At 68.4% G+C, this 24,189-nt stretch carries 21 protein-coding genes; 8 read left to right on the top strand and 13 right to left on the bottom strand.

What is annotated here, in order from left to right:
• Positions 1-3 precede the first annotated feature (3 nt).
• Genes mftC through mftA form a run of 3 tightly spaced genes read right to left on the bottom strand, consistent with a single transcriptional unit; the run spans position 4 to position 1,609 of the window.
• Positions 4-1,227, bottom strand: a complete 1,224-nt coding sequence (gene mftC, locus FHU39_RS07625; protein ID WP_183319794.1) for a mycofactocin radical SAM maturase — start codon at positions 1,225-1,227, stop codon at positions 4-6.
• Positions 1,224-1,490: a mycofactocin biosynthesis chaperone MftB gene (gene mftB / locus FHU39_RS07620; RefSeq protein WP_183319793.1), complete on the bottom strand. Its 267-nt coding sequence runs from the start codon at positions 1,488-1,490 to the stop codon at positions 1,224-1,226. The genes mftC and mftB overlap by 4 nt, the downstream gene beginning before the upstream one ends.
• Positions 1,490-1,609, bottom strand: a complete 120-nt coding sequence (mftA, locus tag FHU39_RS24950; RefSeq protein WP_343065777.1) for a mycofactocin precursor MftA — start codon at positions 1,607-1,609, stop codon at positions 1,490-1,492. The genes mftB and mftA overlap by 1 nt, the downstream gene beginning before the upstream one ends.
• A 302-nt stretch (positions 1,610-1,911) precedes the next feature.
• Between mftA and mdo the strand changes: the two genes are divergently transcribed.
• The 4 genes from mdo (at position 1,912) to mftM (ending at position 6,976) form a co-directional block, all read left to right on the top strand.
• The gene (gene mdo / locus FHU39_RS07610) at positions 1,912-3,204 is read left to right on the top strand and encodes an NDMA-dependent methanol dehydrogenase (protein WP_183319792.1); all 1,293 of its coding nucleotides are present in this window, start codon (positions 1,912-1,914) and stop codon (positions 3,202-3,204) included.
• A 128-nt stretch (positions 3,205-3,332) separates the two neighbouring features.
• Positions 3,333-4,541, top strand: a complete 1,209-nt coding sequence (locus FHU39_RS07605) for an AAA family ATPase (RefSeq protein ID WP_183319791.1) — start codon at positions 3,333-3,335, stop codon at positions 4,539-4,541.
• A gap of 9 nt (positions 4,542-4,550) precedes the next feature.
• Positions 4,551-6,077: a VWA domain-containing protein gene (locus FHU39_RS24945; protein WP_183319790.1), complete on the top strand. Its 1,527-nt coding sequence runs from the start codon at positions 4,551-4,553 to the stop codon at positions 6,075-6,077.
• Positions 6,074-6,976, top strand: coding sequence for a mycofactocin oligosaccharide methyltransferase MftM (gene mftM / locus FHU39_RS07595; protein ID WP_183319789.1), 903 nt, complete (start codon positions 6,074-6,076; stop codon positions 6,974-6,976). Before FHU39_RS24945 ends, mftM begins: the two co-directional genes overlap by 4 nt.
• A gap of 726 nt (positions 6,977-7,702) precedes the next feature.
• Here mftM and FHU39_RS07590 read toward each other — a convergent pair.
• The 4 genes from FHU39_RS07590 to mftD all read right to left on the bottom strand — a co-directional run bounded on the left by FHU39_RS07590 (position 7,703) and on the right by mftD (position 12,259).
• A complete protein-coding gene (locus FHU39_RS07590; protein WP_183319788.1) occupies positions 7,703-8,356 on the bottom strand; it encodes a MadR family response regulator transcription factor in 654 nt (217 codons plus the stop codon).
• The gene (locus tag FHU39_RS07585) at positions 8,353-9,714 is read right to left on the bottom strand and encodes a MadS family sensor histidine kinase (protein ID WP_343065776.1); all 1,362 of its coding nucleotides are present in this window, start codon (positions 9,712-9,714) and stop codon (positions 8,353-8,355) included. The genes FHU39_RS07590 and FHU39_RS07585 overlap by 4 nt, the downstream gene beginning before the upstream one ends.
• 19 nt (positions 9,715-9,733) lie before the next feature.
• Positions 9,734-10,927, bottom strand: coding sequence for an iron-containing alcohol dehydrogenase (locus tag FHU39_RS07580; RefSeq protein WP_183319787.1), 1,194 nt, complete (start codon positions 10,925-10,927; stop codon positions 9,734-9,736).
• 111 nt (positions 10,928-11,038) lie between these two features.
• Positions 11,039-12,259 (bottom strand): pre-mycofactocin synthase MftD, encoded by a 1,221-nt coding sequence (gene mftD, locus FHU39_RS07575; RefSeq protein WP_183319786.1) that lies wholly within the window; start codon positions 12,257-12,259, stop codon positions 11,039-11,041.
• 108 nt (positions 12,260-12,367) lie between these two features.
• Between mftD and mftR the strand changes: the two genes are divergently transcribed.
• Together mftR and FHU39_RS07565 are read left to right on the top strand one after the other, a co-directional pair.
• Positions 12,368-12,967, top strand: a complete 600-nt coding sequence (mftR, locus tag FHU39_RS07570; protein ID WP_183319785.1) for a mycofactocin system transcriptional regulator — start codon at positions 12,368-12,370, stop codon at positions 12,965-12,967.
• A gap of 96 nt (positions 12,968-13,063) precedes the next feature.
• On the top strand, positions 13,064-14,299 hold the full coding sequence (locus FHU39_RS07565; RefSeq protein WP_183319784.1) for a GAF domain-containing protein: 1,236 nt from the start codon (positions 13,064-13,066) through the stop codon (positions 14,297-14,299).
• Between the two features lie 19 nt (positions 14,300-14,318).
• On the opposite strand, the gene FHU39_RS07560 is transcribed toward FHU39_RS07565, so the two are convergent.
• Complete coding sequence (locus FHU39_RS07560) at positions 14,319-14,960, bottom strand: GPR1/FUN34/YaaH family transporter (protein ID WP_183319783.1); 642 nt, start codon at positions 14,958-14,960, stop codon at positions 14,319-14,321.
• Positions 14,961-15,249: 289 nt separating this feature from the next.
• On the opposite strand from FHU39_RS07560, the gene acs reads away from it, so the two are divergent.
• Positions 15,250-17,205 carry an acetate--CoA ligase gene (acs, locus tag FHU39_RS07555; RefSeq protein ID WP_183319782.1) on the top strand — a complete coding sequence of 652 codons (1,956 nt, stop codon included), beginning with the start codon at positions 15,250-15,252 and terminating at the stop codon, positions 17,203-17,205.
• Positions 17,206-17,240: 35 nt separating this feature from the next.
• The gene (locus FHU39_RS07550; RefSeq protein ID WP_183319781.1) at positions 17,241-18,305 is read left to right on the top strand and encodes an alpha/beta fold hydrolase; all 1,065 of its coding nucleotides are present in this window, start codon (positions 17,241-17,243) and stop codon (positions 18,303-18,305) included.
• A 47-nt stretch (positions 18,306-18,352) separates the two neighbouring features.
• On the opposite strand, the gene FHU39_RS07545 is transcribed toward FHU39_RS07550, so the two are convergent.
• The 5 genes from FHU39_RS07545 to FHU39_RS07525 form a co-directional block, all read right to left on the bottom strand.
• Positions 18,353-18,739 carry a DUF779 domain-containing protein gene (locus FHU39_RS07545; RefSeq protein ID WP_183319780.1) on the bottom strand — a complete coding sequence of 129 codons (387 nt, stop codon included), beginning with the start codon at positions 18,737-18,739 and terminating at the stop codon, positions 18,353-18,355.
• A 20-nt stretch (positions 18,740-18,759) separates the two neighbouring features.
• Positions 18,760-20,283: an aldehyde dehydrogenase gene (gene adh / locus FHU39_RS07540; protein WP_183319779.1), complete on the bottom strand. Its 1,524-nt coding sequence runs from the start codon at positions 20,281-20,283 to the stop codon at positions 18,760-18,762.
• A gap of 93 nt (positions 20,284-20,376) precedes the next feature.
• Positions 20,377-21,633, bottom strand: coding sequence for a sigma-54-dependent transcriptional regulator family protein (locus tag FHU39_RS07535; protein ID WP_183319778.1), 1,257 nt, complete (start codon positions 21,631-21,633; stop codon positions 20,377-20,379).
• 91 nt (positions 21,634-21,724) lie between these two features.
• Positions 21,725-22,999 carry a GAF domain-containing protein gene (locus FHU39_RS07530; protein WP_221185169.1) on the bottom strand — a complete coding sequence of 425 codons (1,275 nt, stop codon included), beginning with the start codon at positions 22,997-22,999 and terminating at the stop codon, positions 21,725-21,727.
• 21 nt (positions 23,000-23,020) lie between these two features.
• Entirely contained in the window at positions 23,021-24,187 is a 1,167-nt protein-coding gene (locus FHU39_RS07525) for a hypothetical protein (protein WP_183319777.1), read from the bottom strand.
• Positions 24,188-24,189: the final 2 nt, after the last annotated feature.

The following is a 24,189-nucleotide window of genomic DNA, read 5'->3' as shown; positions in this document are numbered from 1 at the left end:
GCGTCACCTGTCTCGATCAGTGCCGCCCGCCGATGCGAAGTCCGCTGCGGTCACCGGTGATTCGTTGCACAGCGTGGTCGGTGGCCGGCGGCCGATCCTGACCGGCACCGGCGCGTTGCGCACCGTCCCCTTGTGGGAGTGGTCCTGCGAGGGGGCCGGGCGGTCACCCGCCGTCACGAACTCCGCGTTGCCCTTCACACACTCCGGGTCGGGGCCGTCCAGCGGCATCCCGGTGAAGAACTTCGCCGCCATACAGCCGCCCCGGCAGGAGTCGTACGCCGAACAGGATGTGCAGGCCCCGCCGGTCTGCGGCTCGCGCAGCGACTTGAACAGCTCGGCGTCGCGCCAGACGTGCTGGAAGCCGCCGTCCCGGATGCTGCCGGCCAGGAAGTTCTCGTGGATCGCGAACGGGCAGGCGTAGACGTCGCCCACCGGGTCCACCAGGCAGACGACCCGTCCCGCACCGCACAGGTTCAGGCCGGGCAGCGCACTGCCGAACGCGGACAGGTGGAAGAACGAGTCACCGGTCAGGACCTGCTCGCCGTTGGCGACCAGCCAGTCGTAGAGCTCGCGCTGCTGGTGCGGCAGCGGGTGCAGCTGCTCCCAGACGTCCGCTCCGCGGCCGGCCGGGCGCAACCGGGTGAGCCGCAGCTGCGCGCCGTGGTCGTCGGCGATCTTCTTGAACTCGTCGAGCTGTGGGATGTTCTCCCGGGTGCAGACCACCGACAGCTTGAAATCCTTCATCCCGGCGTCGCGCAGGTTGTCCATCGCGCGGATCGCCGCGTCATACGTGCCCGCACCGCGGATCGGGTCGTTCACCTCCGCCGTCGCACCGTCCAGCGACACCTGCACGTCGACGTAATCGGTCGCCGCGAGCTGCTCGGCGCGCTCCTTGGTGATGCGGAAGCCGTTGGTGGAGAACTTGACGCCGACATGGTGGGCGACGGCGTAGTCGAGCAGCTCCCAGAAGTCCGGCCGGACCGTGGGTTCGCCGCCGCCGATGTTGACGTAGAAGATCTGCATCCGCTCGAACTCGTCGATCAGTGCCTTGCACTCATCGGTGGTCAACTCACGCGGGTCGCGCCGTCCGGACGAACTGAGGCAGTGGACGCAGGCGAGATTGCACGCGTAGGTCAGCTCCCAGGTGAGGCAGATCGGCGCATCCAGCCCGAACTCGAAGTGATCCACCAGTCGGGTGGGCGCAGGGCGCTCGGCGACTGCGGTCATTGCGGACTCCTCGGGACGATCATCTGCTGGTCGGCGAGCCGCTGCAGCGCGGCACGGAAGCGGGGGCGCTCCGAGCGTGGAACACCCACCGCATCAAGGGTTTCGGTGACACCATCGTGCTCGCGCAACTGCCGCACGACATCCACCAGCGCAGGGTCCTTCAGGAACGACAGCCGGCGGGTGGTGAAGTCGTAGGCGAGGGCGCCGAACGGCTCGGGGCGCAGCGCCACCGAGTCGTTCAGCGCCCATGCCTGATCCAGCATCAGTAGACGCCGCACATTCCGTCGATCGACACGTCCTCGACCAGGTCGTCCGCGACGACCTCCTCGACGTGTGCGTCGGCCTGATCCACAGCGTCGTGCTCGAGTTCCTCGGTGGCCACGGTGACTCCCTTCCTCGCGGAGTAGGCCGCACCCGGCGGGAGCCGAAGCGCGGGCGCCCGATATGAGGCGCTTACCCACACGCTAGGTATACCGCCTCCGGCGGTCACCCACCGGCCGGACGGCGTAGACCTACCCGCTCGGGTAGGCCTGCCCGAGCGGGTAGGTACGTCTCCTCGTCGGAAGGACAGCGAGGCGCGGCCGAAAGGGCGGTGCCGAGACGTGGGTCACATTTCTACGGTCGAAGGGTGTCGGCATGAAGTCCGATTGCGCCTCTGCGCCCATCACTCACTGAGGAGTTCCAATGCAAGTTGATGAGCTACTGAAACCGTTCCCCATCAAGGAGTTCCACCCCTTCCCGCGGGCCCTTCTCGGCCCGGGCGGCGCCGAAATGATCGGTCCCGAGGCGCTGAAACTCGGTTTCAAGAAGACCCTCGTGATGACGACCGGTCTGCGTGGCTCCGACGTCGTGCACAACATCGTGGAGTCGATGAAGTACCACGGCCTCGAGGTCGTCCTCTACGACAAGGTGGAGTCCAACCCCAAGGACTACAACGTCATGGACGCCGTAGCCCTCTACCAGGACAACAAGTGCGACTCGTTCGTCTCCATCGGCGGCGGTTCGTCGCACGACGCCTGTAAGGGCGCGCGCATCTCGGTCGCACACGACGGCCGCAACATCAACGAGTTCGAGGGCTTCAACAAGAGCGAGAACCCCAAGAACCCGCCGCACATCGCCGTGTCCACCACGGCCGGCACCGGCTCCGAGACCTCGTGGGCGTACGTCATCACCGACACCACCACCGACCCCGACAAGCCTCACAAGTACGTCGCGTTCGACGACGCCGCGATCACCTCGCTGGCCATCGACGACCCGACCATGTACTACTCCACGCCGATCGACTTCACCGCACAGTGTGGATTCGACGTACTGGCACACGCATCCGAGCCGTACACCTCCCGGCTGAACTTCCCGCCGTCCCTCGGAGCGGCCCTCCAGGCCATCGAGCTGACCGCGCAGAACCTGCGCGAAGCCACCTGGAACCCGCAGGACCTGCCGGGCCGCGAAGGCATGATGTACGCGCAGTACATCGCCGCTCAGGCGTTCAACTCCGGTGGCCTCGGGATCATCCACTCGATCAGCCACGCCGTGTCCGCGTTCTACGACCTGCACCACGGACTCAACAACGCGATCGCGCTGCCGCGCGTCTGGGCGTTCAACATGCCGGTCTGCTACAAGCGGTTCGCCGACATCGCCCGTGCGATGGGCGTCGACACGCACGGCATGACCGACGTCCAGGCCGCGGACGCCGCGCTGGCTGCCGGCATCCGGCTGCTCCGGGACGTCGGCATCCCGGAGAAGTTCACCGACGTCACCCAGGACAGCTACATCAAGAACCGGCTCGGCCAGGGCCCGACGAAGTACTACGAGGGCAAGAAGGTCGTCAAGGGCGACAAGGAGGACGTCGACAACATCACCAACCACGTCCTCGGCGACACCTGCACACCCGGCAACCCGAAGGAGTGCACCTTCGACACCGTCCGCCCGGTCGTCGAGCACTGCTTCAACGGTGACCTGGACGATCTACTCAGCTGATCCGTCCCGGACCACCACGGCCGTATGACGACCCATCGCCGTCCGGCCCCACCACGAGCGCTGCCCGCACCGATATCGCCTCGGGGCGGGCAGCGCCGCCCAACCGCCGCCCCGCCAAGGAGAGTCCCGTGACAACACCCGTGAGCCAGGAAACCGCGACCGAGCCGGACGACCTCGACCCGGACTTCCAGAGCGTGGAGGACGCCCGCACGCGGCTGCACCGCGTCGGCTACCTCACCGATGACCGGCTGGCGACGACGGCATACCTGCAGTCCGCGCTCGGCAAGCCGTTGCTGCTGGAAGGACCCGCGGGGGTCGGCAAGACCCAGCTCGCGCAGAGCGTCGCGGCCGCCACGGGGCGCCGACTGCTGCGGCTGCAGTGCTACGAGGGCCAGGACGAGACCAAGGCCCTGTACGAGTGGGACTACGGCAAGCAGCTGCTCTACACCCAGATGCTGCGCGAGAAGATCGGCGACATCATCGCCGACACCGACGACCTCAACTCGGCGGTCGAGCGGATCGCCGCGCAGGACAACGTGTTCTTCTCCGAGCGCTTCCTCGCCCCACGCCCGTTGCTGGAGGCCGTGCAGTCACCCGAGCCGGTCGTGCTGCTCATCGATGAGGTGGACCGCGCGGACGAGGCGCTCGAGGCGGTGCTGCTGGAACTGCTCGCCGAGTTCCAGGTATCGGTACCGGAGATCGGCACCTTCGTCGCGCAATCCACGCCCCTGGTGCTGTTGACCTCCAACAACACACGCGACCTGTCCGCAGCGCTCAAGCGCCGCTGCCTGCACCTCTTCCTGGACTACCCGGCCGCCGACCGGGAGCTGGAGATCATCCGCTCCAAGGACACCGGCCTGGCCGACTCGGTCGCCGAGCACCTCGTCGACGTCGTGCGCACCCTGCGCACCCTCGACCTGCGCAAGTCGCCCAGCATCTCCGAAACCATCGACTGGGCAAGGACTCTCGCCGTGCTCGGTGTCGACGAGCTTTCACCGTCGGTCCTCGCCGACACGTTGAACGTCGTCATGAAGTACGAGCGTGACCTCGCACTGGCCACCCGGAACATCCCACGCCTGCTGGACCCCAACGTCGACGTCCCGGAGTCGCTCGACCACGGCCACGGGCACGGTCACGGCCATGGACACGGGCACAGCCACACCGACACGGCGGACGAGGACGGCAAGCAGGCCCGCGCCGACAAGGACCTGCCGGGCCGGCACGACGAGGCGTACTACGGCTCACCCACCGCCAAGGCTTCACCGCCGCGGCAGGTGCCCACGGGTCAGGGACAGCGGTCGTTCAACCGCGGTTCGGCTCGTAAGCGCCCGGTCTGAGGGGTCGCGGTGGACGGCACAGTACTCCGGTTCGTCCGGTTCCTCCGCCTGCACGGGATGCGGATCAGCGTCTCCGAAGCGCTCGACGCCGTACAAGCCGCTGCACGTCCGGGCATCATGGCCGACCGCGACGTGCTGCGCACCGCGCTGGCTGTCTCGCTGGTCAAGGACCGGCGCGACCTGGAGGTCTTCGACGACGTCTTCGACCGCTTCTTCCACCTGCGCGCCGTGGTCACCCGCCCCAAGGAGCACGGCCATGCGCACGACGACCTGAGCGACGAGGGGGACCTGCTCGAGTTCACCCTGTCCGACGAGCTGTCCGACACACCGCAGGACGGCCACTCACACGACGCGCCGAAGGACATCCGCGACTACTTCGACCAGAAGGACCTCGCACAGCAGTACAACCTGCACCAGGAGGCCAACAAACTCGACATGGCGTCGATGACCGACGAGATCGTCATGTCCAAGGACGGCAGGGCGTCGGCCGGTGAGGCGGCCCGCGTGCAGATCAGCACCAGCCGGCTGCACAATCCCGGCACCCCGGGCCGGCTCACCAAGAGCGAGGGCCTGCAGATCGACGCGGAGTTGTCGGTCGCCGAGGAGATGGCACTGCTCAGCTGGCTCGGCGAACCGGACGACGAGAACGCCGCCGAGCCGGAGATCGACCCCGACCTGGCGGCCCTGCGCGAACGCCTCGCCCCGCTGCTGGCCGGACTGCCCGAGCAATTGCGGCAACACCTGGAGAGTCTGCTGAGCGAGCAGGACGTCGAATCCCGCGAGGTGGAAGCGGCGCGCGCGGAGATGATCGAGGAGTCGGAGCGGATCGCGTTCGAGGACTCCCTGCGGCGATTGCTGCGCAGCCTGCGCGGCGCTCCACGACCGCGACGGCACGTCTCCGGCTCCGGTGTGATCGACAGCCGCCGCACGATGCGGACCAACATGCGGTACGACGGGGTTCCGTTCCGGCCGGTGCTGGTCAGCCGCCGGGAGGACCGGCCGCGCCTGGTCATCCTGTGCGACGTGTCGCTGTCGGTGCGTGCGACCTCGGCGTTCGCCCTGCACCTGGTGCACAGTCTGCAGTCGATCGCCTCCCAGGTCCGCTCGTTCGTCTTCGTCGACGAGTGCGCCGAGATCACCACCCTGTTCGCGGATCACCATGTGCAGCAGGCGCTTACGCAGATCCTCGCGGGAAAGTCGGACGGCGGGAAGGTCGACGTCGACGCGGACTCCGACTACGGGGCCTCGCTCCGGCAGTTCCTCGACGAATACGGCTCCGCGGTCAACCACCGCACCACCGTCATCGTGATCGGGGACGGGCGTGGCAATGGCAAGGACCCCGCGCTCGACACCTTCGCCGAACTGGCGCGCCGGGCCAGGTCCGTGGTCTGGCTGACGCCCGAGCCGCGCTACTCGTGGGCGCTCGGCCGGTGCGACCTGCCGCTGTATGCCGAGCACTGCGACAAGGTCGAAGTCGTCCACAATCTGCGCCAGTTGCGCGACTTCTCCCACGTCATGGCCGAAGGCGGAACATGAGCGGCGTCGACGAGATCGAGCTGAACGCCTACCGGGCCAGCCCGGGAGGCGTTTACCGCAGCGAGTCCGTCACGGTGCGCCGTCGCCAGGTGGTCGATCAACGGCGCCTCAGCATCGCCCGGACCGAGCACTTCGACATCGGCCGGGTCGGCACCGGGCTGCTCCTGGAGCACGACCTGTCGCCCGACATGGTCAGCGACGACATCTCCGGTCAGCTGAGCACGGAGTTGTTCGACGCCGGGTGGATCCGTGGACCCAGGCTCTTCGAGGAGTTGCTCGTCGGCATCGTGCTGACCAGCGCCGAGACCCCACAGCAGGCGTGGCTCAACTTCTACCGCAACACGATTCGCCGGATCGACGAGGAGATCGCGAGGCCCACCGGGCGTGGCTCGATCGCCGCGTACGCGCCCGTGCACGCGCATGTCGGGCAGGTGGTGCGCGGTCGCTCGGTGCACGAACTCGGCACCTGTTTCGGTTTCCAGGCGCTGCGCCTGGCCCGTGCCGGCCTCGAGCTGACCGCGAGCGACCTGTCGGCCGGATCGGTCCACCTGCTGCGAGACATGAGCGAACTGCTGGACCTACCGGTCACGACACAGGTCAGCGACGCCGCACGGATCACGGTCCCGGACGCGAGCTGCGACACGGTGCTCGCCATACACCTGTTGGAGCACGTGCCCGACGAGACCGCGGTCGAGATCATCCGGGAGGCGTGCCGCGTCGCCCGTCACCGCGTGGTCGTCGCCGTGCCGTTCGAGGACGAGCCGGCACAACAGTTCGGGCACCTGCGCAGCCTCGGCCTGGACGACCTGCGTGGCTGGGCACGGGCCGCCGCGACCGAATGGCCTTGGCAGGTCTACGAACACCACGGCGGCTGGTTGCTCCTCGACCGACCGGACTGAGGTGGCGGCCCGTGCGGCGGGCCAAGCCCACCCCTGAGCTGACCGAGCCCACCCCTGAGGTGGCCGAGCTTGTCGAGGTCACCGCCGCGACCTCGATACGCTCCTTCGTCGCTACTCGGCCACCGCGTGCTATGGCCGAGCCTGTCGAGGTCACTGCCGCGACCTCGATACGCTCCTTCGTCGCTACTCGGCCACCGCGTGCGATGGCCGAGCTTGTCGAGGTCACCGCCGCGACCTCGATACGCTCCTCCGCTGCGCTCCCCCGCTACTCGGCCAGCTCGGGTCGCAGACCGAGCCCACCCCTGAGGTGGCCGAGCCCACCCCTGAGGTGGCCGAGCCTGTCGAGGTCACCGCCGCGACCTCGATACGCTCCTCCGCTGCGCTCCCCCGCTACTCGGCCAGCTCGGGTCGCAGACCGAGCCCACGCCTGAGGTGGCCGAGCCCACCCCTGAGCTGGCCGAAGCCCCCCTGAGCTGGCCGAGCTTGTCGAGGTCACCGCCGCGACCTCGATACGCTCCTCCGCTACGCTCCCCCGCTACTCGGCCAGCTCGGGTCGCAGGCCGAGCCCACCCCTGAGCTGGCCGAAGCCCCCCCTGAGCTGGCCGAGCTTGTCGAGGTCACCGCCGCGACCTCGATACGCTCCTCCGCTACGCTCCCCCGCTACTCGGCCAGCTCGATCCCCGGTACTCGGCCAGCTCGATCCCCGCTATTCGGTCACCGCGGCGGTCACAGGAGGTTGCGTTTGGTCGCCTCGTAGACGGCCTCGGCACGACTGGAGACCCCCAGCTTGCGCAGGATGTTCCCGACGTGGAACTTCGCGGTCGTCTCCCCGACATACAACCGCTTGCCGATCTCCCGGTTGGACAACCCGCGCGCGAGGTGCCGCAGCACCTCCAGCTCACGGGGTGACAGTCCCGGTTTCGTGTCCGGCGCCGGCGCCTGCATCCCCCGCACCATGGCCGCCGCGCTCCGGGCGTCGAACGCCGACTCCCCCCGACTCACATCGTGTATGGCGCGCATCAGTGCGTCGGTGTCGACGTCCTTGACGACATACCCCTTGGCACCGGCCTGCACAGCCTGCAGCACCAGGTCCTCGTCGAGGAAGGTCGTGAGCACCAGGATCGCGACATCCGGGTGACGTTCGGCGACCTGTCGGGTCAGGTCCAGGCCTTCGGTGTCACTGGACGTCGACAGCTTCAGATCGAGCAGCAGCACATCGGGGGTCGTCCGGCCCACGACCGCGAGACATTCCCCGCTGGACGACGCCTCCGCGATGACCTTGATCTGCTCGTCGCGTTCCAGGATGGACCGCAGGCCCTGCCGGACGATGGCGTGATCGTCGCAGAGCACGACCCGGATCTGCGCGTCGACCGCTGTCATGACACCTCCTGTGGGTGGGACGCGGAGCGGCCGGTCGGCACCGGCAGCGGCAGGTTCAGGACGACCCGCAGGCCGCCCAGGCGCGCTCGACGGAAGGTCAGCGTGCCACCGAGGGACCGGATCCGGTCGTCCATGTTGGCCAGCCCGCGATGCCGGCCGTCACCGACCGCGCGCTGCTCCAGCCGGAGCATCCGGCGCAGCGCCGTCGGGTCGCCACAACCGTCGTCGGCGATCGACACCGTCAGGGAGGACGGGCGGTAACGGAGCCGGACGATGACCCGCGTGGCTCCGGCGTGCGCCGCGATGTTGAACAACGCCTCGCCCACCGAGCGTGCCAGGTCCTGACTCGCCGCCGGCGGGACGTCCGTGACCGGCCCCTCAGCGACGACGCGTACATCGAGGGTCGGCCGGTGATGCGCGACCACCTGCTCGATGAGCTCCTCCAGGGACGCCGCCTCCTCGTCCGGTGGCTGGTTCAGCGCGTAGATCGCGGTCCGCAACTGGGCAACCGCGATCTGGGTGAATTCCTTTGCTCTCGCGAGCTGTTCGACCATCGGACCGAGATCATGTTGTTCGGCGTCGCCGCGCACGACCTCGACCGCCATCCCCGCGGACAGCACATACTGCGTGACGCTGTCGTGCAGCTCGCGGGCGATGCGATGACGTTCGCTGCCGACGATCTCACGCTGCATGGCGACCGCAAGCTGCTTCTCGGCCGCCTGCAACTCGGCGGTGCGCGCCGCCAGGTCGCGCGCTTGCAGCTCCGCCGCGCGATTGAGCCGTTGCGCCCTGCGGTGCAGCGTCACACTCGCCTGGTACTGCTCGGACGTGTGCAACGAGACCGCGGCCTGGTTCGCCAGGATGCGCAGCACCGCAAGGTCCTCCGGCTCGGGGTCCTCGCCGAGGCCCGGGCGCACCGACAGCACGCCGATCTGTCGGCCCTCGAGGTTCATCGGGGCACGCAGCCAGTCGTCCTGAAGGGCGCCGACGGACAGGTCACCGGCACGGATGGCGGCGAGCTCGACCGCAACCTCCTCCGGCAGACCCTCCGGCCGGTCCTCGCTCGCACCACCCGGACCGATCGCCACGAACCGGGGGCGCGCGCCGCGCAGGTGCTCGTCCCCGAGCGCCAACAGCGCCCAGCGTGCCTCCAGGTGCCCCGCCGCGGCGCGTGCCACCTCCTCCAGCACACCGCGCGGACCCTCGACGGTCCGGACCACCACGCTGGAGATCCGGTCCATGGCACGGACGGTCCGCTGCATCCGGCGGCTCGACCTGACGAACGCCGGGTAGTAGGAGTTCTTGCCCGTGCGGACACCGGTCAGCCGGGACAGGTCGTTCGTCGGATCGGTGCTCACGGTCGATGGCGCTGCCGGTCTACAACGCCTCGCGGAAGATCCGCGCGATGTCGGCTGCCTCGGAGTGCCGCGGGTTCGTGGTGATGCACGCGTCCTCCAGCGAGTTGCGCGACAGCAACTCGACGTCCGCCTCGGTCATCCCGAGTGCGCTCAACGACTTCGGCACGCCCAGCGAATCGCCCAGCGCACGAACGCGTTCGGCCAACCGGTCGGCCACCTCGTCCGCCGGAGCACCCGGTACGACGATGCCGAAACGCGCTGCGATCTCGAGGAACCGCTCCGGGGAGCTCTTCGCGTTGTAGCGGATCACGTGCGGCAGCAGGATCCCGTTGATCACACCGTGCGGTGCGTCGAGCAGACCGCCGACCTGGTGACTCATCGCATGCGTCGCGCCGAGGATCGCGTTGCTGAATGCAAGGCCGGCATTGAGGCTGGCCTGCGCCATACCGACCCTGGCGCCGTCATCACCCGGGTCCGCCACGGTCCTCTGGAGGTGCTGGTCGACCAGCCCGATCGCACTCAGGGCGTGGACGTCCGCCAGTGGGTTGTGCGCCCGGGACACGAAGGCCTCGATCCCGTGCGTCAGCGCATCCAAACCCGTTGCGGCATTGAGCCATTCGGGCATGGTGACGAGCAGTCGCGGGTCGGTGATGGAGATGTCCGGCACCAGGGCACGGCCCATGATGGTGACCTTCACCCGCCGCGTCGTGTCCGTCACGATGCAGAACTGGCTGACGTCCGCACCAGTGCCGGAGGTCGTCGGGATCATCAGCATGGGCGGGATCCGGCCCTGCACCTGGTCGACCCCGCCGTAGTCGAGGATCCGGCCGCCGTTGCCCGCCAGGATCGCGACACCCTTGGCAGCATCCATGGCCGACCCGCCGCCGAGGGCGATCACGACGTCGCAACCCTCCTCGGCATACCGGGTGTGCGCCGCGGCGATCTCGTGCTCCTTGGGGTTGGGCGTCACACCCGACACGATGACCGGCGTCAGCCCCACTTCGTGCAGGTGCTGCTGCAGCGCGGAGACCCAGCCGACCTCGATGATCCCCTCGTCGGTGACGACCATCGGGCGCTTCGCACCGAGGCGGAGCGCGCAGTAACCGGCCTCCGCGAGTGCACCGGGACCGAAGACGATCTCCGGCGCCTGGAACTTGACCAGACCGGCGGCCGTTGCGGCCGCCGGTGTGGTGGCGAGGCTAGCGGCTGGCATGTCAGACCCCGGTCCCACATCGACGCTGATGGCAAACACCATCCGGAGCACTCAACTCTAGTTGGCCGAAGGCTCCCGCGCGCCCGACTCGAACGTTGCGGTAGGGCACCGTCACACCGTGTTCAGGTGGCCTTCGACCGCTCGGTCGAAGCCGGCAGGGATCAGCAGGTGTTCGGGCCGCAGTTCGTCGATGGACGACAACCCGAGGCCGAGGAGCGCCGAGTCGATGCCGCTGCGCAGGACGTCGAGGACGTTCTCCACACCGGTCTGACCGTTGGCCGCGAGTCCCCACAGGTACGCGCGACCGATCAGCACCGCGCGCGCACCGAGCGCGAGCGCCTTCACCACGTCGGAGCCGCGACGGACCCCGCCGTCCAGCAGGACCGTGATCTGGTCGCCCACGGCCTCGCTGACCGGCCGCACCGCGCGGATGGTCGCCGGCGTGCCGTCCAGGTTGTTGCCGCCGTGGTTGGAGACCGAGATGGCGTCCACTCCTGCATCGACGGCGCGACGTGCGTCGTCGACACGGTAGACACCCTTGAGGACGAACGGCGTCCCGCTCAGCTGATGCCACTGCTCGGCCATCCAGGCGACGTCCTCCCACGAGGGCGGCGGGGTCGTCATCCACTCGTAGTAGGCGCCGAAGAAGGTCGGCGCGTCGCCGCCCGGCGGCTGCAGGTTCGGCGCTGTCAGGTCCGGGATCGTCCCGGTCTTGCCGAACTGCCACATCCACCGCGGCTTGGTCGCCACCTTGGGCGCGAACCGCACCATCGTCTTCAGGTCGACCTTCTCCGGGATCTCCGGGCTGCCCCAGTCACGACCCATCGAGAACGACCAGTCGAGAGTGGCGATCAGACCCTTCACGCCCGCCGCGTGGGCACGTTGCATGCGCTGGATCATCACGTCGCGCTCGCCCGTCCAGTACATCTGGAAGAACGTCGACGCTCCGGTGCCGGCGACGTCCTCGACGGACTTGCTGGCGAAGTTGGACAGACCCATGATGGTGCCCCGGCTGGCCGCCGCCCGGGCAACGGCGACCTCGCCGTCCGGATGCACGGCCTGCACGCCCGTCGGACTGATCAGGACCGGCAGCGAGACCTCCTGGCCGAGAATCTCCCGGTTCATCGACCGTTCCGGCTGATGCCCGGCGACGTGTGGTGCGAAACCGAGTTCGGCGAAGGCGCGCTGATTCTCGTCGATGGTCTGACCGCGCTCCGAGCCGGCGACGAGCGCGCCATACACCGGGGCGGGCAACTTCTTGCGAGCGCGCTCTTGCGCGACGGCAACGGACTCGAACCAAGGGTTCTGCTTCCACGGGTTCTCGAGCTTCATCGCGGTCCATCCTTCGGGGCTGGCGACACCGCGAGATCGCGGTGTGATGTGCAGCACACAATAATGGCACTCAGGGCCAAAAGGAAGGGGTGGGGTACGTTGACTCACATGGCGACCGTCTCCACCCGTGCAGGAGTGGGCCGTCCGGTGGTGACATCACACGCCGAGATCGAGCGCGTCGCGTTTCGGCTCTTCTCCGAAAGTGGTTTTGCCGGAACGACTCTCGATGACATCGCGCTCGCCGCGGGTATCGGCAGGCGGACCCTCCTGCGCTACTACCGATCGAAGAACGACATCCCGTGGGGGCGGTTCGACGACACGTTGGACGGGTTCCGCGACATCCTGCGGTCGTTCGACGATCACCCGCTGCACGAGGCGGTGCACCTCGCCGTCATCGAGTTCAATCGGTTCCCGCCCGAAGCCATGGCCGAGCACCGCGCTCGCATGCAGCTGATCCTCACCACCCCCGAACTCCAGGCGCACTCGGTGCTGCGGTACGCGGACTGGCGCCGGGTGATCGCCGAGTACGTGGCCGAGCGCACCGGGTCCGGCCCCGACGACCTGCTCCCCCAGACCGCGAGCCACGTCGCCCTCTCCTTGTCAATGGCGGGCTACGGCGAATGGCTCGCCGACCCCGCGGAGGACCTGCCGACCGTCCTCGAACGGGCCCTGGAAACGCTGCACGCATACCTCACCGCGACGCGGTGAACGACCGCTGCCGTCCGTCGGGAGGCGGACGTCTGCGGGCCGGATCTACCCGATCAGCCAGGTGTACCGCGGTCGGGTTACGGCTGTACTGATGGGATGACTCCACGACCGGCGGCCAGCATGCGTGCCCAGGTCGCCGACTCGTGGTACCGCTCCGCCGCGGCCGGAGTCGACCCGGACGCTGCGGAGGCACCGATCACGCTGTCCTCCGACACCCTGCGGGACTATCGCGTGGCGCACCCGCTCGCGCGGATCCTTCCGGTCCTCGACGATGTCCTGGGCGAGGCTGCCATCGCCTGCGAATCACTGATGGCCGTCACCGACTCCCAGGGGCAGCTCCTCTGGGTCCGTGGTCATGCGGCCGCGCTCCGGAAGGCCGAGTCGATCTGTTTCGTGGAGGGCAGCAACTGGGACGAGCGGGTCGCAGGGACGAACGCGCCCGGGATGGTCCTCGCCCTGAACGAAGCGGCACAGGTCGCCGGTGTCGAGCACTTCCGGCGCACCGTGCAGGCATGGGGCTGCGCGGCGGCACCGATCCGCGATCCGGTGGGAGGCGGCATCCTCGGCGTCCTGGACGTGACGGGTGCGGCGCGTGTCGTCGGACCGCAGACGCTGGCGATGGTCCGGGCCGCTGCACGCGTGGCCGAGATGGAGCTGGCGCGAGCGCTGCGGCCGCGGTCGGCGCCTCCGGCGGCACCGGGGCGACGTCCGCGGATCCGGCTGGAGGTGCTCGGCCGTTCCGAGGCCGTGCTGACGGTGCACCCGGCACACGGCGAGCACGCCAGTCGCCTCCGGTTGAGCCCGCGGCACAGCGAGATCCTGCTCCTGCTGGCCGGTACACCATCCGGGCTGTCCGGACCGGAGCTCGGCGTCGAGTTGTACGAGGAGGACGTGGTCTCCTCGACCCTGCGGGCCGAGATGACCCGGTTGCGTGCCCTTCTCGGCGAGGAACTGCTGGAGTCGCGACCCTACCGGCTGGCTGCCGAGATCACCTCGGACTGGCTCGCCGTCCAGGCCCACCTGACGGTGGGCGATGTCGCGGCAGCCATGCGCGGTTACCGCGGCCCGGTACTGCCCAGGTCCGTCGCTCCTGGCGCCTGCCGGGTCCGGGACAGCGTCCAGTCCGCGCTGCGTGAAGCCGTCCTGCGCAGCGCCCAGCCCGAGCTGATGTCACAGTGGACCAGGTCGAGCTGGGGCGCCGACGACTACCAGATGTGGCTCATGCAGTCCCAGACCCTCGACCGGCACTCACCGTTGCTACCGATGGTGCAGGGGCAGTTGCACCGGCTCGACATCGGTCTCGGCTCCACGCACCCGCCCACCGGGCGCTGAGGGTGGTTCCGGTCGTGCGTCACCGCAGCACGGCCCGGCCCAACGGAAGCCCGCGTCCTCCGGTCGCTGCGGACAGCGCGTTGCAGAAGAGGTACGCGCCCACCAGCACGAACGCGAACACCGCGAAACCACCGGCCTTGGTCAGGCCCGCGCTGGCCTGGGTGGTTCCCAACAGCACCAGCAGCAGCGCCGCATCGACCAGGCCGAACAGGATCGTGAACACCAGGGGAAGACGCAGCGAGAAGAGGGTGAGCATGACGATCACGCACAGCCACGTGGTGAGGAACAGCTCCTGGGTGCGCACGGCGTCCGCGGCCACGACGCCGAACCACCCGTGGGTGAGCCCGAGCACGAGTGCCGCATAACTGAGCCAGAACCCGGCGAACGTGCCGAACACTGCGGCCACCGCGTTCTGGGCGAGCGCAGCGGCCCACACGGCGGCGATGACCTGCCCGATGCCGGTGGCGGTCATGATGATCGGGATCGAGGCACCGACGGCGGCCGCCGGAACGAAACCGGTGAGGACCAGCCCGAGCGCGATCGAGCCGGCGATGAAGGTCGGAACGCCGATGACCGCGGGATCGCCGGCGAGCGCCGGGACCTCCTGCTCGATGACATCCGGGGCTTCCTGAACTACTTCGCGCGTTGCGGTTTCAGACATGACGCTCACTCCTGTGAGTAGATGAACGGGTGTGATGCCGGGCGGCGAACACCTGCCACGAGGTCGACCGGTCGCCGCCCGGACGGGTGCTGACGAGCGTAGGAACGCAAGGCTGCAATGACGCTGCGACCGGGATCTACCCGATCAGACAGGTGCGCCGGCGGCGGCGACCGGCTGTACTGGTGTCATGAGCAACAGCGCTGCTCCCGCGTGCGCGGACGCAACGTCAGTGCAACCTGCCGGCTACTAGTGTTGTGCTCTGCATCACGTCCACCTACGGGAGAGACCAATGGCCGAATCCACTTTGTCCAATCTGTTGCGCGAGACCCGGCGGTTCGACCCGCCGGCCGATCTGGCGGCGTCAGCGAACCTGACGGCCGATGCGTATGCCGAGGCGGAGGCCGACCCGGAGGCGTTCTGGGCGAAGCAGGCGGAGCGGCTGACCTGGGAGACCCCGTTCGAGCAGGTACTGGACTGGTCCAACGCGCCGTTCGCCAAGTGGTTCGTCGGCGGCAAGATCAACGCGGCATACAACTGCCTGGACCGGCACGTGGAGGCCGGCAACGGGGACCGGGTCGCCTACTACTTCGAGGGCGAACCGGGTGACACCCGCACCATCACGTACGCGCAGCTGAAGGACGAGGTCTGTCAGGCGGCCAACGCGCTGATCGAGCTCGGCGTCAAGACCGGCGACCGCGTCGCGATCTACATGCCGATGATCCCCGAGACGGTCGTCGCGATGCTCGCCTGCGCCCGCCTCGGCGCACCGCACACCGTGGTGTTCGGCGGCTTCTCCTCCACCGCCCTGCGCGACCGGATCCTCGGCTGCGAGGCAGAGATCGTGATCACGGCGGACGGCGGCTACCGCAAGGGCAAGCCGTCCGCCCTCAAGCCTGCGGTGGACGAGGCGCTCACCGAGTGCCCGGACGTGCGCAACGTGATCGTGGCCAAGCGGACCGGCCAGGACGTGGACTGGACCGAGGGCCGCGACCTGTGGTGGGACGACTTCGTCGGCAAGCAGTCGACCGAGCACACCCCCGAGTCGTTCGACGCCGAGCACCCGCTCTACGTCATGTACACCTCCGGCACCACCGGCAAGCCGAAGGGCATCCTGCACACCACCGGTGGGTACCTCGTCGGCACGGCATACAGCCACTGGGCGGTGTTCGACATCAAGCCGGAGACCGACGTCTACTGGACGGCCGCGGACATCGGCTGGGTGACGGGGCACTCCTACATCGTCTACGCGCCGCTGATCAACGGCACCACCTCGATCATGTACGAAGGCACCCCGGACACCCCGCACCCCGGCCGGTGGTGGGAGATCATCGAGAAGTACAAGGTGACGATCCTCTACTGCGCCCCGACGGCGATCCGCATGTTCATGAAGTTCGGTGCGGAGATCCCGGCCAAGAACGATCTGTCGACGCTGCGGCTGATCGGGTCGGTGGGCGAGCCGATCAACCCGGAGGCCTACATCTGGTACCGCGAGAACATCGGCGGCGGGAAGACCCCCGTGGTGGACACCTGGTGGCAGACCGAGACCGGGATGATCATGATCAGCCCGCTGCCGGGCGTGACCAGCGGCAAGCCCGGTTCGGCGATGCAGCCGTTGCCCGGCATCTCCGCGGATGTCGTGGACGATGCAGGGAACTCGGTGCCCAACGGTTCCGGCGGCTACCTGGTGCTGAACAAGCCGTGGCCGGCGATGCTGCGCACCGTCTGGGGCGACGACGAGCGGTATGTCGACACCTACTGGTCGCGGTTCAAGGGGACCTACTTCGCCGGTGACGGTGCCAAGCGCGACGAGGACGGCGACATCTGGGTGCTCGGCCGGGTCGACGACGTCATGAACGTCTCGGGCCACCGCCTGTCGACGACCGAGATCGAGTCGGCCCTGGTCTCGCACCCGAAGGTCGCCGAGGCAGCGGTGGTCGGCGCGTCCGACGTCACCACCGGTCAGGCGGTCGTGGCGTTCGTCATCCTGCGTGCCAGCGCGGAGGGCGGCGACGACGACGTCGTGAACGAACTGCGCAAGCACGTCTCCAGCGAGATCGGGGCGATCGCCCGTCCGCGCAACATCCTGGTCGTCTCCGAGCTGCCGAAGACCCGCTCCGGCAAGATCATGCGGCGGCTGCTGCGCGACGTCGCCGAGCACCGCGAGGTCGGCGACGTCACCACGCTCGCCGACGACTCGGTGATGGGCGCCATCCAACAGGGGATGAACAGCAGCAGCGAGAGCTGACGGTCCGAGTCGCGCAGCACCGGTGAGGAGCCACCATGTCGATCGAGAATCCGTACTACAGCCATGAGTTCCACGGTGACTACGAGCTGATCAGCATCGGCGCACTGGAGCTGGAGGAAGGCGGCACGATCCCGGACTGTCGGCTGGCGGTCGCCACCTTCGGCCGGCTCAACGAGGCGCGGGACAACGCCATCCTCATCACCTCCTGGTATTCGGGCACCCACCAGATCTGGCGGGACGCCTACATCGGGCCGGAGCACGCCCTCGACCCGGCGAAGTACTTCATCGTCGCGATCGACCAGATCGGCAGCGGCCTGTCCACGTCACCGCACAACGCGGACGGTGCCAACGCGTCGATCGCCATGTCGAAGTTCCCGCACGTGCGGATCGGTGACGATGTGCGCGCCCAGGAGCGACTGCTGCGCGAGCACTTCGGCATCGAGCGGCTGCAACTGGTGGTCGGCGGGTCGATGGGCGCCCAGCAGACCTGGGAGTGGGCGGTCCGGTTCCCCGACAAGGTGCTGCGTGCCGCGCCGATCGCCGGCACCGCGCAGAACACGCCGCACGACTACCTGATCGCGGAGTACTGCCGGGAGGGCATCATGTCCGATCCCGGTTGGAACGGCGGTGAATACGCCTCGAACGAGGACGTTTTCGAGGGATTGAAGCGGCAGGCGCACGTGTGGGCGCTGGTCGGCTTCTCGTCGGAGTTCTGGAAGCAGGAGGTATGGCGCGCGCTGGACTTCGACTCCAAGGAGGCCTTCATCGAAGGTTTCCTGGAGCCCTACTTCACCACGATGGACCCGAACGACCTGCTGTGCCAGGCGTGGAAGTGGCAACGCGGCGACGTCGCCCGCAACACCGACGGTGACCTGGCTGCCGCGCTGGGCAGGATCACCGCCAAGGTGTTCGCGCTACCCATCGACGAGGACGTGCTGTTCCCGCCGCGGGACGTGCAGCCACAGCAGGAGCTGGTGCCCGACAGCGAATGCCGGGTCATCCAGGACGTGTTGGGGCACCTCGGCCTGTTCGCCGTCGCGGACACCTATCTGCCCCAGGTGGATCGGCACCTGGGCGAGCTGCTCGCCACCGAGGTCTGAGGCTCAGGACCGCTCGCGGTGCGTCGCGCCGCGAGCGGTCCTCATCCTCAGTCGGTTCGGCACACGTCGGAGCGCGTCAGGAACCGGTAGCCGGTCGGGCCCTCCAACGAGAACCCGGCGCCGCGGCCCGGCACCAGGTCGATCGTGAGCTCGGTGTGCCGCCATACCTCGTACTGTTCACCGGAGATGTAGACCGGCACCGGGTCGTAGCCCTCGCCGATCGGCAGATCGCCGAGGTGGACGTCGCGTTGCCCGAGCCGGTATTCACCCTGCGGGTAACACATCGGCGAGGAGCCGTCGCAGCACCCGCCGGACTGGTGGAACATCAAGGGGCCGTTCTCGCCGACGAGGCGACGCAGCATCTGCGCCGCCTCGTCGGTGACGGCCACGCCCCCGGCGGGGGTACCGCCGGGGACGTTCGTCGAGTCGGTCATCTCAACTTCTTCGCGTTGGTTTAGAAGAAACCGAGCTTGCTGGCGCTGTAGGACACCAGCAGGTTCTTGGTGTTCTGGTAGTGATCGAGCATCATCGAGTGGTTCTCCCGCCCGATGCCGGACGACTTGTACCCTCCGAACGCGGCGTGCGCCGGGTACTGGTGGTAGCAGTTCGTCCACACCCGGCCGGCCTGGATGCCGCGGCCGGCCCGGTATGCCGTGTTGATGTTGCGCGACCACACGCCGGCGCCCAGGCCGTAGAGCGTGTCGTTGGCGATCGACATGGCGTCGTCGAAGTCGTTGAACTCGGTCACCGACACGACCGGACCGAAGATCTCCTCCTGGAAGATCCGCATCTTGTTGTTGCCGACGAAAATCGTTGGTGACACGTAGTATCCGCCGGACAGGTCCCCGCCGAGGTCGACGCGTTCGCCACCGGTGATGACGCGAGCGCCCTCCTTGGTGCCGATGTCGATGTAGGAGAGGATCTTCTCCAGCTGATCGTTGCTGGCCTGCGCGCCGATCATCGTCTCGGTGTCCAGCGGGTTGCCCTGCTTGATCGCCTTGACGCGCTCCGTCCCGTCGGCCAGGAAGGAGTCGAAGATCGGCTTCTGGATGAGCGCACGGCTCGGGCAGGTGCAGACCTCGCCCTGGTTGAGCGCGAACATCGCGAAGCCCTCGAGCGCCTTGTCGTAGAACGAGTCGTCCTGTGCCGCGACATCATCGAAGAAGATGTTCGGGCTCTTGCCGCCGAGCTCCAGGGTGACCGGGATGAGGTTCTCACTGGCGTACTGCATGATCAGCCGGCCGGTGGTGGTCTCGCCGGTGAACGCGATCTTCCGGATCCGGTTCGAGGACGCGAGCGGCTTGCCCGCTTCGACGCCGAAACCGTTGACCACGTTGAGGACACCCGGCGGCAGCAGGTCGGCGATCAGCTCGACGAGGAGCAGGATCGATGCCGGGGTCTGCTCGGCGGGCTTGAGGACGACCGTGTTGCCGGCCGCCAGAGCCGGTGCCAGCTTCCAGGTCGCCATCAACAGCGGGAAGTTCCACGGGATGATCTGGCCGACCACGCCCAGCGGCTCGTGGAAGTGGTAGGCGACGGTGTCGTCGTCGATCTGGCTGATGTGGCCTTCCTGGGCCCGGATGGCGCCGGCGAAGTAACGGAAGTGATCCGCGGCCAGCGGCAGGTCCGCGGCGAGCGTCTCACGCACCGGTTTGCCGTTGTCCCAGGTCTCCCCGACGGCGAGCAGCTCGAGGTTCTGCTCGATCCGGTCGGCGATCTTCAGCAGGATGTTGGAGCGGTCGGTGACCGAGGTCTTCGCCCACCCCGGAGCCGCGGCCTCGGCCGCGTCGAGCGCCTTGTCGACGTCAGCCGCGCCGGACTGTGCGATCTCGGTGAACACCTTCCCGTTGACCGGCGAGACGTTCTCGAAGTATTTGCCGGAAACCGGTGGCACCCAGTCGCCACCGATGAAGTTGTCGTATCGGGACTTGTAGGAAGCAGGGCTGCCCTGCTCGCCCGGCCGCGCGTAAATCGTCATGCTGCGTGCCCTCCTAGGGGTTCCTTCCGGGCACCTCGCCCGGCATGTGACGCAGATTACGTTTCGCAACGTTGCACCAACGTTGCGTGCGCGTCAGCGGCCGCGGAGCCTGCTCACGCGGGCACTGACCGAGTCCCGGCGCGGGGAACCGGCACCGACCAGGGCTTCCGCGGCCTCCCACAGTTGCAGGTCGTCACGGCCGAACATGGTGTCGGCAAACCGCAGCAGCAGGTCCGAATCGCCATGTTTCAGGACGGAATTACGCATCCGCGTGTGCAACTGCTCACGGATCTGTATGACGCCCGGAGCTTCCGAGTCGGGCAGGACCGGGCCCCGGTAGGCGCTGACCGCCGCGCCGACCTCGCCCCGCTCCAGGTGCTCGCGAACGACGGCGATGTCGCTGCGCACCGCCTGTCCGAAGCGGTACGGCCGCGAGAGGAGCAGCCCATCCGGCAGCACGCCCCGCAATCGGGAGATCTCGGCGCGCAGCGTCACCGACGGCAGCTCGTCGTCACTCAATGCGACCGCCAGCTGATCGGCGGTCATCCCGTCGGCGGCCTCCGAGAGCAGCAGCAGGAGCTCACTGTGCCGGAGGCCGAACTTGCGCACTCCGTCGCTGCTGGACAGCGTCGCACCACCCGCGCCCAGCACTGTCAGCCGTTGTCCCGCAACCAGCTGGGCGGGATCGCCAATTACGATGCCGGAGGTGAGGCGAGCAATGCGCAGCTGCGCTTCGACGGCGGCGACCGTGGCGCTCACCAGAGCCAGGCTCTGGGGTGCGGCCGCGTCGTCACCTCCGGTCAGGTCCAGCGCCCCGAGCATGGCTCCGGTGTCGGGGTCATGGATCGGCGCGGCGGAACAACTCCACGAAGTGACTTGCCGCGCAAGATGTTCGGCGCCGTAGATGCGGACCGCGCTGTCGATGGCCAGGGCGGTACCCGGCGCGTTGGTGCCCACGGCCTGCTCGGTCCAGTCGGCACCCGGCAGGAACAGCATCCGCTCCGCACTTCTGCGCAACGCCGAATCGCCCTCGACCCACAGCAGCCGACCGGCGGCATCGCTGACCGCGACGAGCAGCCCCGCCTCCGCAGCACTCTCGGTCAGCAGTGACCGGATGAGCGGCATGGATGCTGCCAGCGGGTGCTGCTCGCGCAGTGATCGCAGGGCGTCGTCGGCCAACGGTTCCTGGCGCAACTCGGCCTCCGGGTCGAGCCCGTCGGACAGGGAACGCAGCCAGGACTGGTACACCTCCGGGCGGACGTCTTCCGGAGAGCCACGCTCCAGGAAGGCCTCGCGCGCCAACTCCGCGCGACGCAGGTCGCGTGGGGGCATTGACCGCGAGGGATCCATCGCCCCACGGTAACCCGCCGGGCGCCGGCACGCCCACCCATCGGCGCCGAACGAGACGGCGGCGCTGAGGCCCGGCGGCTCGACCGTGCCATCAGCGCGGTAGGTGCGCGCCACGGATCGCGGGAGCGGTCGAGAACGGGAGGAGCTGTTCCGGCGCCGGCGGCAACAGCAGCCTGGTCTGCAGGCCGTCCGCCAGGCGGTACGGCCGGGATCGGATGATCCCGGAGAAGCTGTGTCGCAGTCGCGACATCTCGGCCCGAACCGTGCCGACCCGGCCGGAGTCGCCGAACAGGTCGAGCGCGAGCTGGCGTGCCGATCTTCCCGTCGGATGGCGGAAGAGCAGGTAGCAGATCTCCGCGTGACGTGGCGTCAGGCCGTGGCACCACGTCGTGTCGGGGCCGCTGATCTGCAGCTCGGCGTCCGGCCCGGTCAGGTCGAGCACGATCGACGTCGGCGCAGCATCCGCGTGCCGTCCCTCGATCCGCACGATCCAGCCCCCGGGCAGCGGCTCGACGCGGCAGGTGCCGTACCCGGGTAACCAGATGTTCCCTGCGGCGACGGAGCTGGGCAGGGCGATGCGGTCCATCGTGACGAGGCCCGTCGACGCAGCCACCCAACCGTCGGTGTCGACCGCCAGCGCCGTCCCGTCCAGTCGCACGAGGGCGGGCAGCGCCAGGCGACGCAGCCTCTCGAGCTCGACGAGATGACGTAGCCGCAGTTGTGTCTCGGCCAGCTGGGCGACCGCGTCCACCAGGGCGAGCGTGGTTGCATTGATCGTCGCCGCCGGCCCCGAGATGTCGACGACACCGATCACCCTGCCGTCGCGCGGACTGCGCAACGGCGCCGCAGCGCAGGTCCACACATGATGGGTGCGCACGTAGTGCTCGGCGGAGAAGACCTGCACGGCACGCTGGGCGACCAGGGCCGTGCCGATCGCGTTGGTGCCGACCACGTTCTCGTGCCAGTTCGCGCCCACCCGGAAACCCAGTTGATCGGCACGGTGAAGAACGACGCGGCTGCCGTCACGCCACAGGATCTGACCGTCGCGATCCGCGACCACCATGATGTGACCCGATTCCTCGGCGAGCCTGACCAGCCCGTTCCGCAGGATGGGCAGCACCTCCGCCAGTCCGGAGTCCTGCCGTCGGAACTCGACCTCCTCTGCGGGCATCACCGGGGCCAGCTTCCCCCGGTCCGGATCCACGCCGAGTCGGCCCATCCGATGCCACGACTCCGCGATCACCGAACGTGGGTGTTGTTGGTCGACCACGCCGGTGATTGTCGCCTCACGCATCCGCGCCAGCTCGCGGGCGTGCCGCCGAGGATTCTCACCCGTCGGCAACGCCGCTTCCAATGGGTTACGCACAGCAAGCACCTCTCCGTCCGCTCACCCGGTGGTGGCGAACTGCTCCTGCGTGCTGTCGACCGGTTCGGGCAGCGTGTCCGCCGCTGCGGGCAGGCCGTACGACTCGAACCCGACGACGTAGAAGAGGGTCCACAGCACCGCCCAGTCCAGGAAGCCCAGTGCGTTGCCGTGCAGTGCGCCGGCGACGACGGGTTCGTGCAGCAGGTTCCCGGCGATCCAGTAGTAGTACGCCAGGAACGTCGCGACTCCCAACCCGAAGGTGATCAGGATCCGGGCGGCGATGTTGGTGACCCGGCCTCGCTTCGTCGGCCAGTTGCCGAACGCGTTCGCCCACAGGATGATCCAGAAGTTCCAACACACGCCGAGCTGTGCGGGGAACTGGTGGATCGCATCACCCAGTGCCTGCGTCGTGCCCGTCCCGATGAGGAGCTTGCAGACGCCGAGCAGTGCGAAGTAGAGCCCACTGCCCAGGAGGATGTTGCCGACCGTGGCTGCGAGGGCTGTGCGGCCGCCGGACCCTGCCGTGGACCACGGCAGGTTCTCCGCGCACAGCCCCGTGAGGATCGTCGCCACGACGAGTGCGTAGAAGTAGCCGAGGACGACGTTGATGGTCATCGGCGCGTAGCCGGTCGGGTGCGCAGCCATCGCGGGCAGGCCCCAGATCAGATAGATCAGCAGGGTCGGGATGAAGATGAAGGCGATGTCGCACAGACCCGTCACCGGCTGACGCAGACCCAGCTGCGGCCACGGCCAGTGCTCCCAGTTGAGGACCACCATGACGTACGCGAAGAACGCGAAGAGCACGAACAATGCACCGGTGAAGTAGCCGCTGCCGCCGGCGCGATGCGCATCGAAGTCGGGCATCAACCGGCCCAGGCCGGAGCCGAGGATCCAGGTGACCGCGATGCCGAACGCGGCGGCGGTCACCATCAGGAGTCCACCTCGCAGCGGTTGCCGGACACGATTGAATCCGGCAAATTCGCAATTGAATCCGACGAACACGATGAACAGGATCGCCCAGAAGAGCGAGGCGTTGAACGGCAGTGGGTAGACGCCGAGCGGGCTCCAGCGCGGGTCCGCCAGCACCCACCAGGAAACGACCGACAGGGCCGCCACGATCGCGAAGTTGGCGAGTCCGATCACATACCAGGGGCGCCCGCGATCGGGGCGCGTTGCAGGGGTGTCCATGT

It is taken from the genome of Flexivirga oryzae, from assembly GCF_014190805.1.
Classification (GTDB): Bacteria; Actinomycetota; Actinomycetes; order Actinomycetales; family Dermatophilaceae; genus Flexivirga; species Flexivirga oryzae.
The sequence above is the reverse complement of the archived record's forward strand: the minus strand, read 5'-3'. Positions and strand labels throughout refer to the sequence as shown.

Bases quoted from the DNA above. Each gene is read 5' to 3' on its own strand.
- mftC (WP_183319794.1), bottom strand. From the start codon at position 1,227: ATGACCGCAGTCGCCGAGCGCCCTGCGCCCACCCGACTGGTGGATCAC.
- mftB (WP_183319793.1), bottom strand. From the start codon at position 1,490: ATGCTGGATCAGGCATGGGCGCTGAACGACTCGGTGGCGCTGCGCCCC.
- mdo (WP_183319792.1), top strand. From the start codon at position 1,912: ATGCAAGTTGATGAGCTACTGAAACCGTTCCCCATCAAGGAGTTCCAC.
- mftM (WP_183319789.1), top strand. From the start codon at position 6,074: ATGAGCGGCGTCGACGAGATCGAGCTGAACGCCTACCGGGCCAGCCCG.
- FHU39_RS07590 (WP_183319788.1), bottom strand. From the start codon at position 8,356: ATGACAGCGGTCGACGCGCAGATCCGGGTCGTGCTCTGCGACGATCAC.
- FHU39_RS07580 (WP_183319787.1), bottom strand. From the start codon at position 10,927: ATGCCAGCCGCTAGCCTCGCCACCACACCGGCGGCCGCAACGGCCGCC.
- mftD (WP_183319786.1), bottom strand. From the start codon at position 12,259: ATGAAGCTCGAGAACCCGTGGAAGCAGAACCCTTGGTTCGAGTCCGTT.
- mftR (WP_183319785.1), top strand. From the start codon at position 12,368: ATGGCGACCGTCTCCACCCGTGCAGGAGTGGGCCGTCCGGTGGTGACA.
- FHU39_RS07565 (WP_183319784.1), top strand. From the start codon at position 13,064: ATGACTCCACGACCGGCGGCCAGCATGCGTGCCCAGGTCGCCGACTCG.
- FHU39_RS07560 (WP_183319783.1), bottom strand. From the start codon at position 14,960: ATGTCTGAAACCGCAACGCGCGAAGTAGTTCAGGAAGCCCCGGATGTC.
- acs (WP_183319782.1), top strand. From the start codon at position 15,250: ATGGCCGAATCCACTTTGTCCAATCTGTTGCGCGAGACCCGGCGGTTC.
- FHU39_RS07550 (WP_183319781.1), top strand. From the start codon at position 17,241: ATGTCGATCGAGAATCCGTACTACAGCCATGAGTTCCACGGTGACTAC.
- FHU39_RS07545 (WP_183319780.1), bottom strand. From the start codon at position 18,739: ATGACCGACTCGACGAACGTCCCCGGCGGTACCCCCGCCGGGGGCGTG.
- adh (WP_183319779.1), bottom strand. From the start codon at position 20,283: ATGACGATTTACGCGCGGCCGGGCGAGCAGGGCAGCCCTGCTTCCTAC.
- FHU39_RS07535 (WP_183319778.1), bottom strand. From the start codon at position 21,633: ATGGATCCCTCGCGGTCAATGCCCCCACGCGACCTGCGTCGCGCGGAG.
- FHU39_RS07525 (WP_183319777.1), bottom strand. From the start codon at position 24,187: ATGGACACCCCTGCAACGCGCCCCGATCGCGGGCGCCCCTGGTATGTG.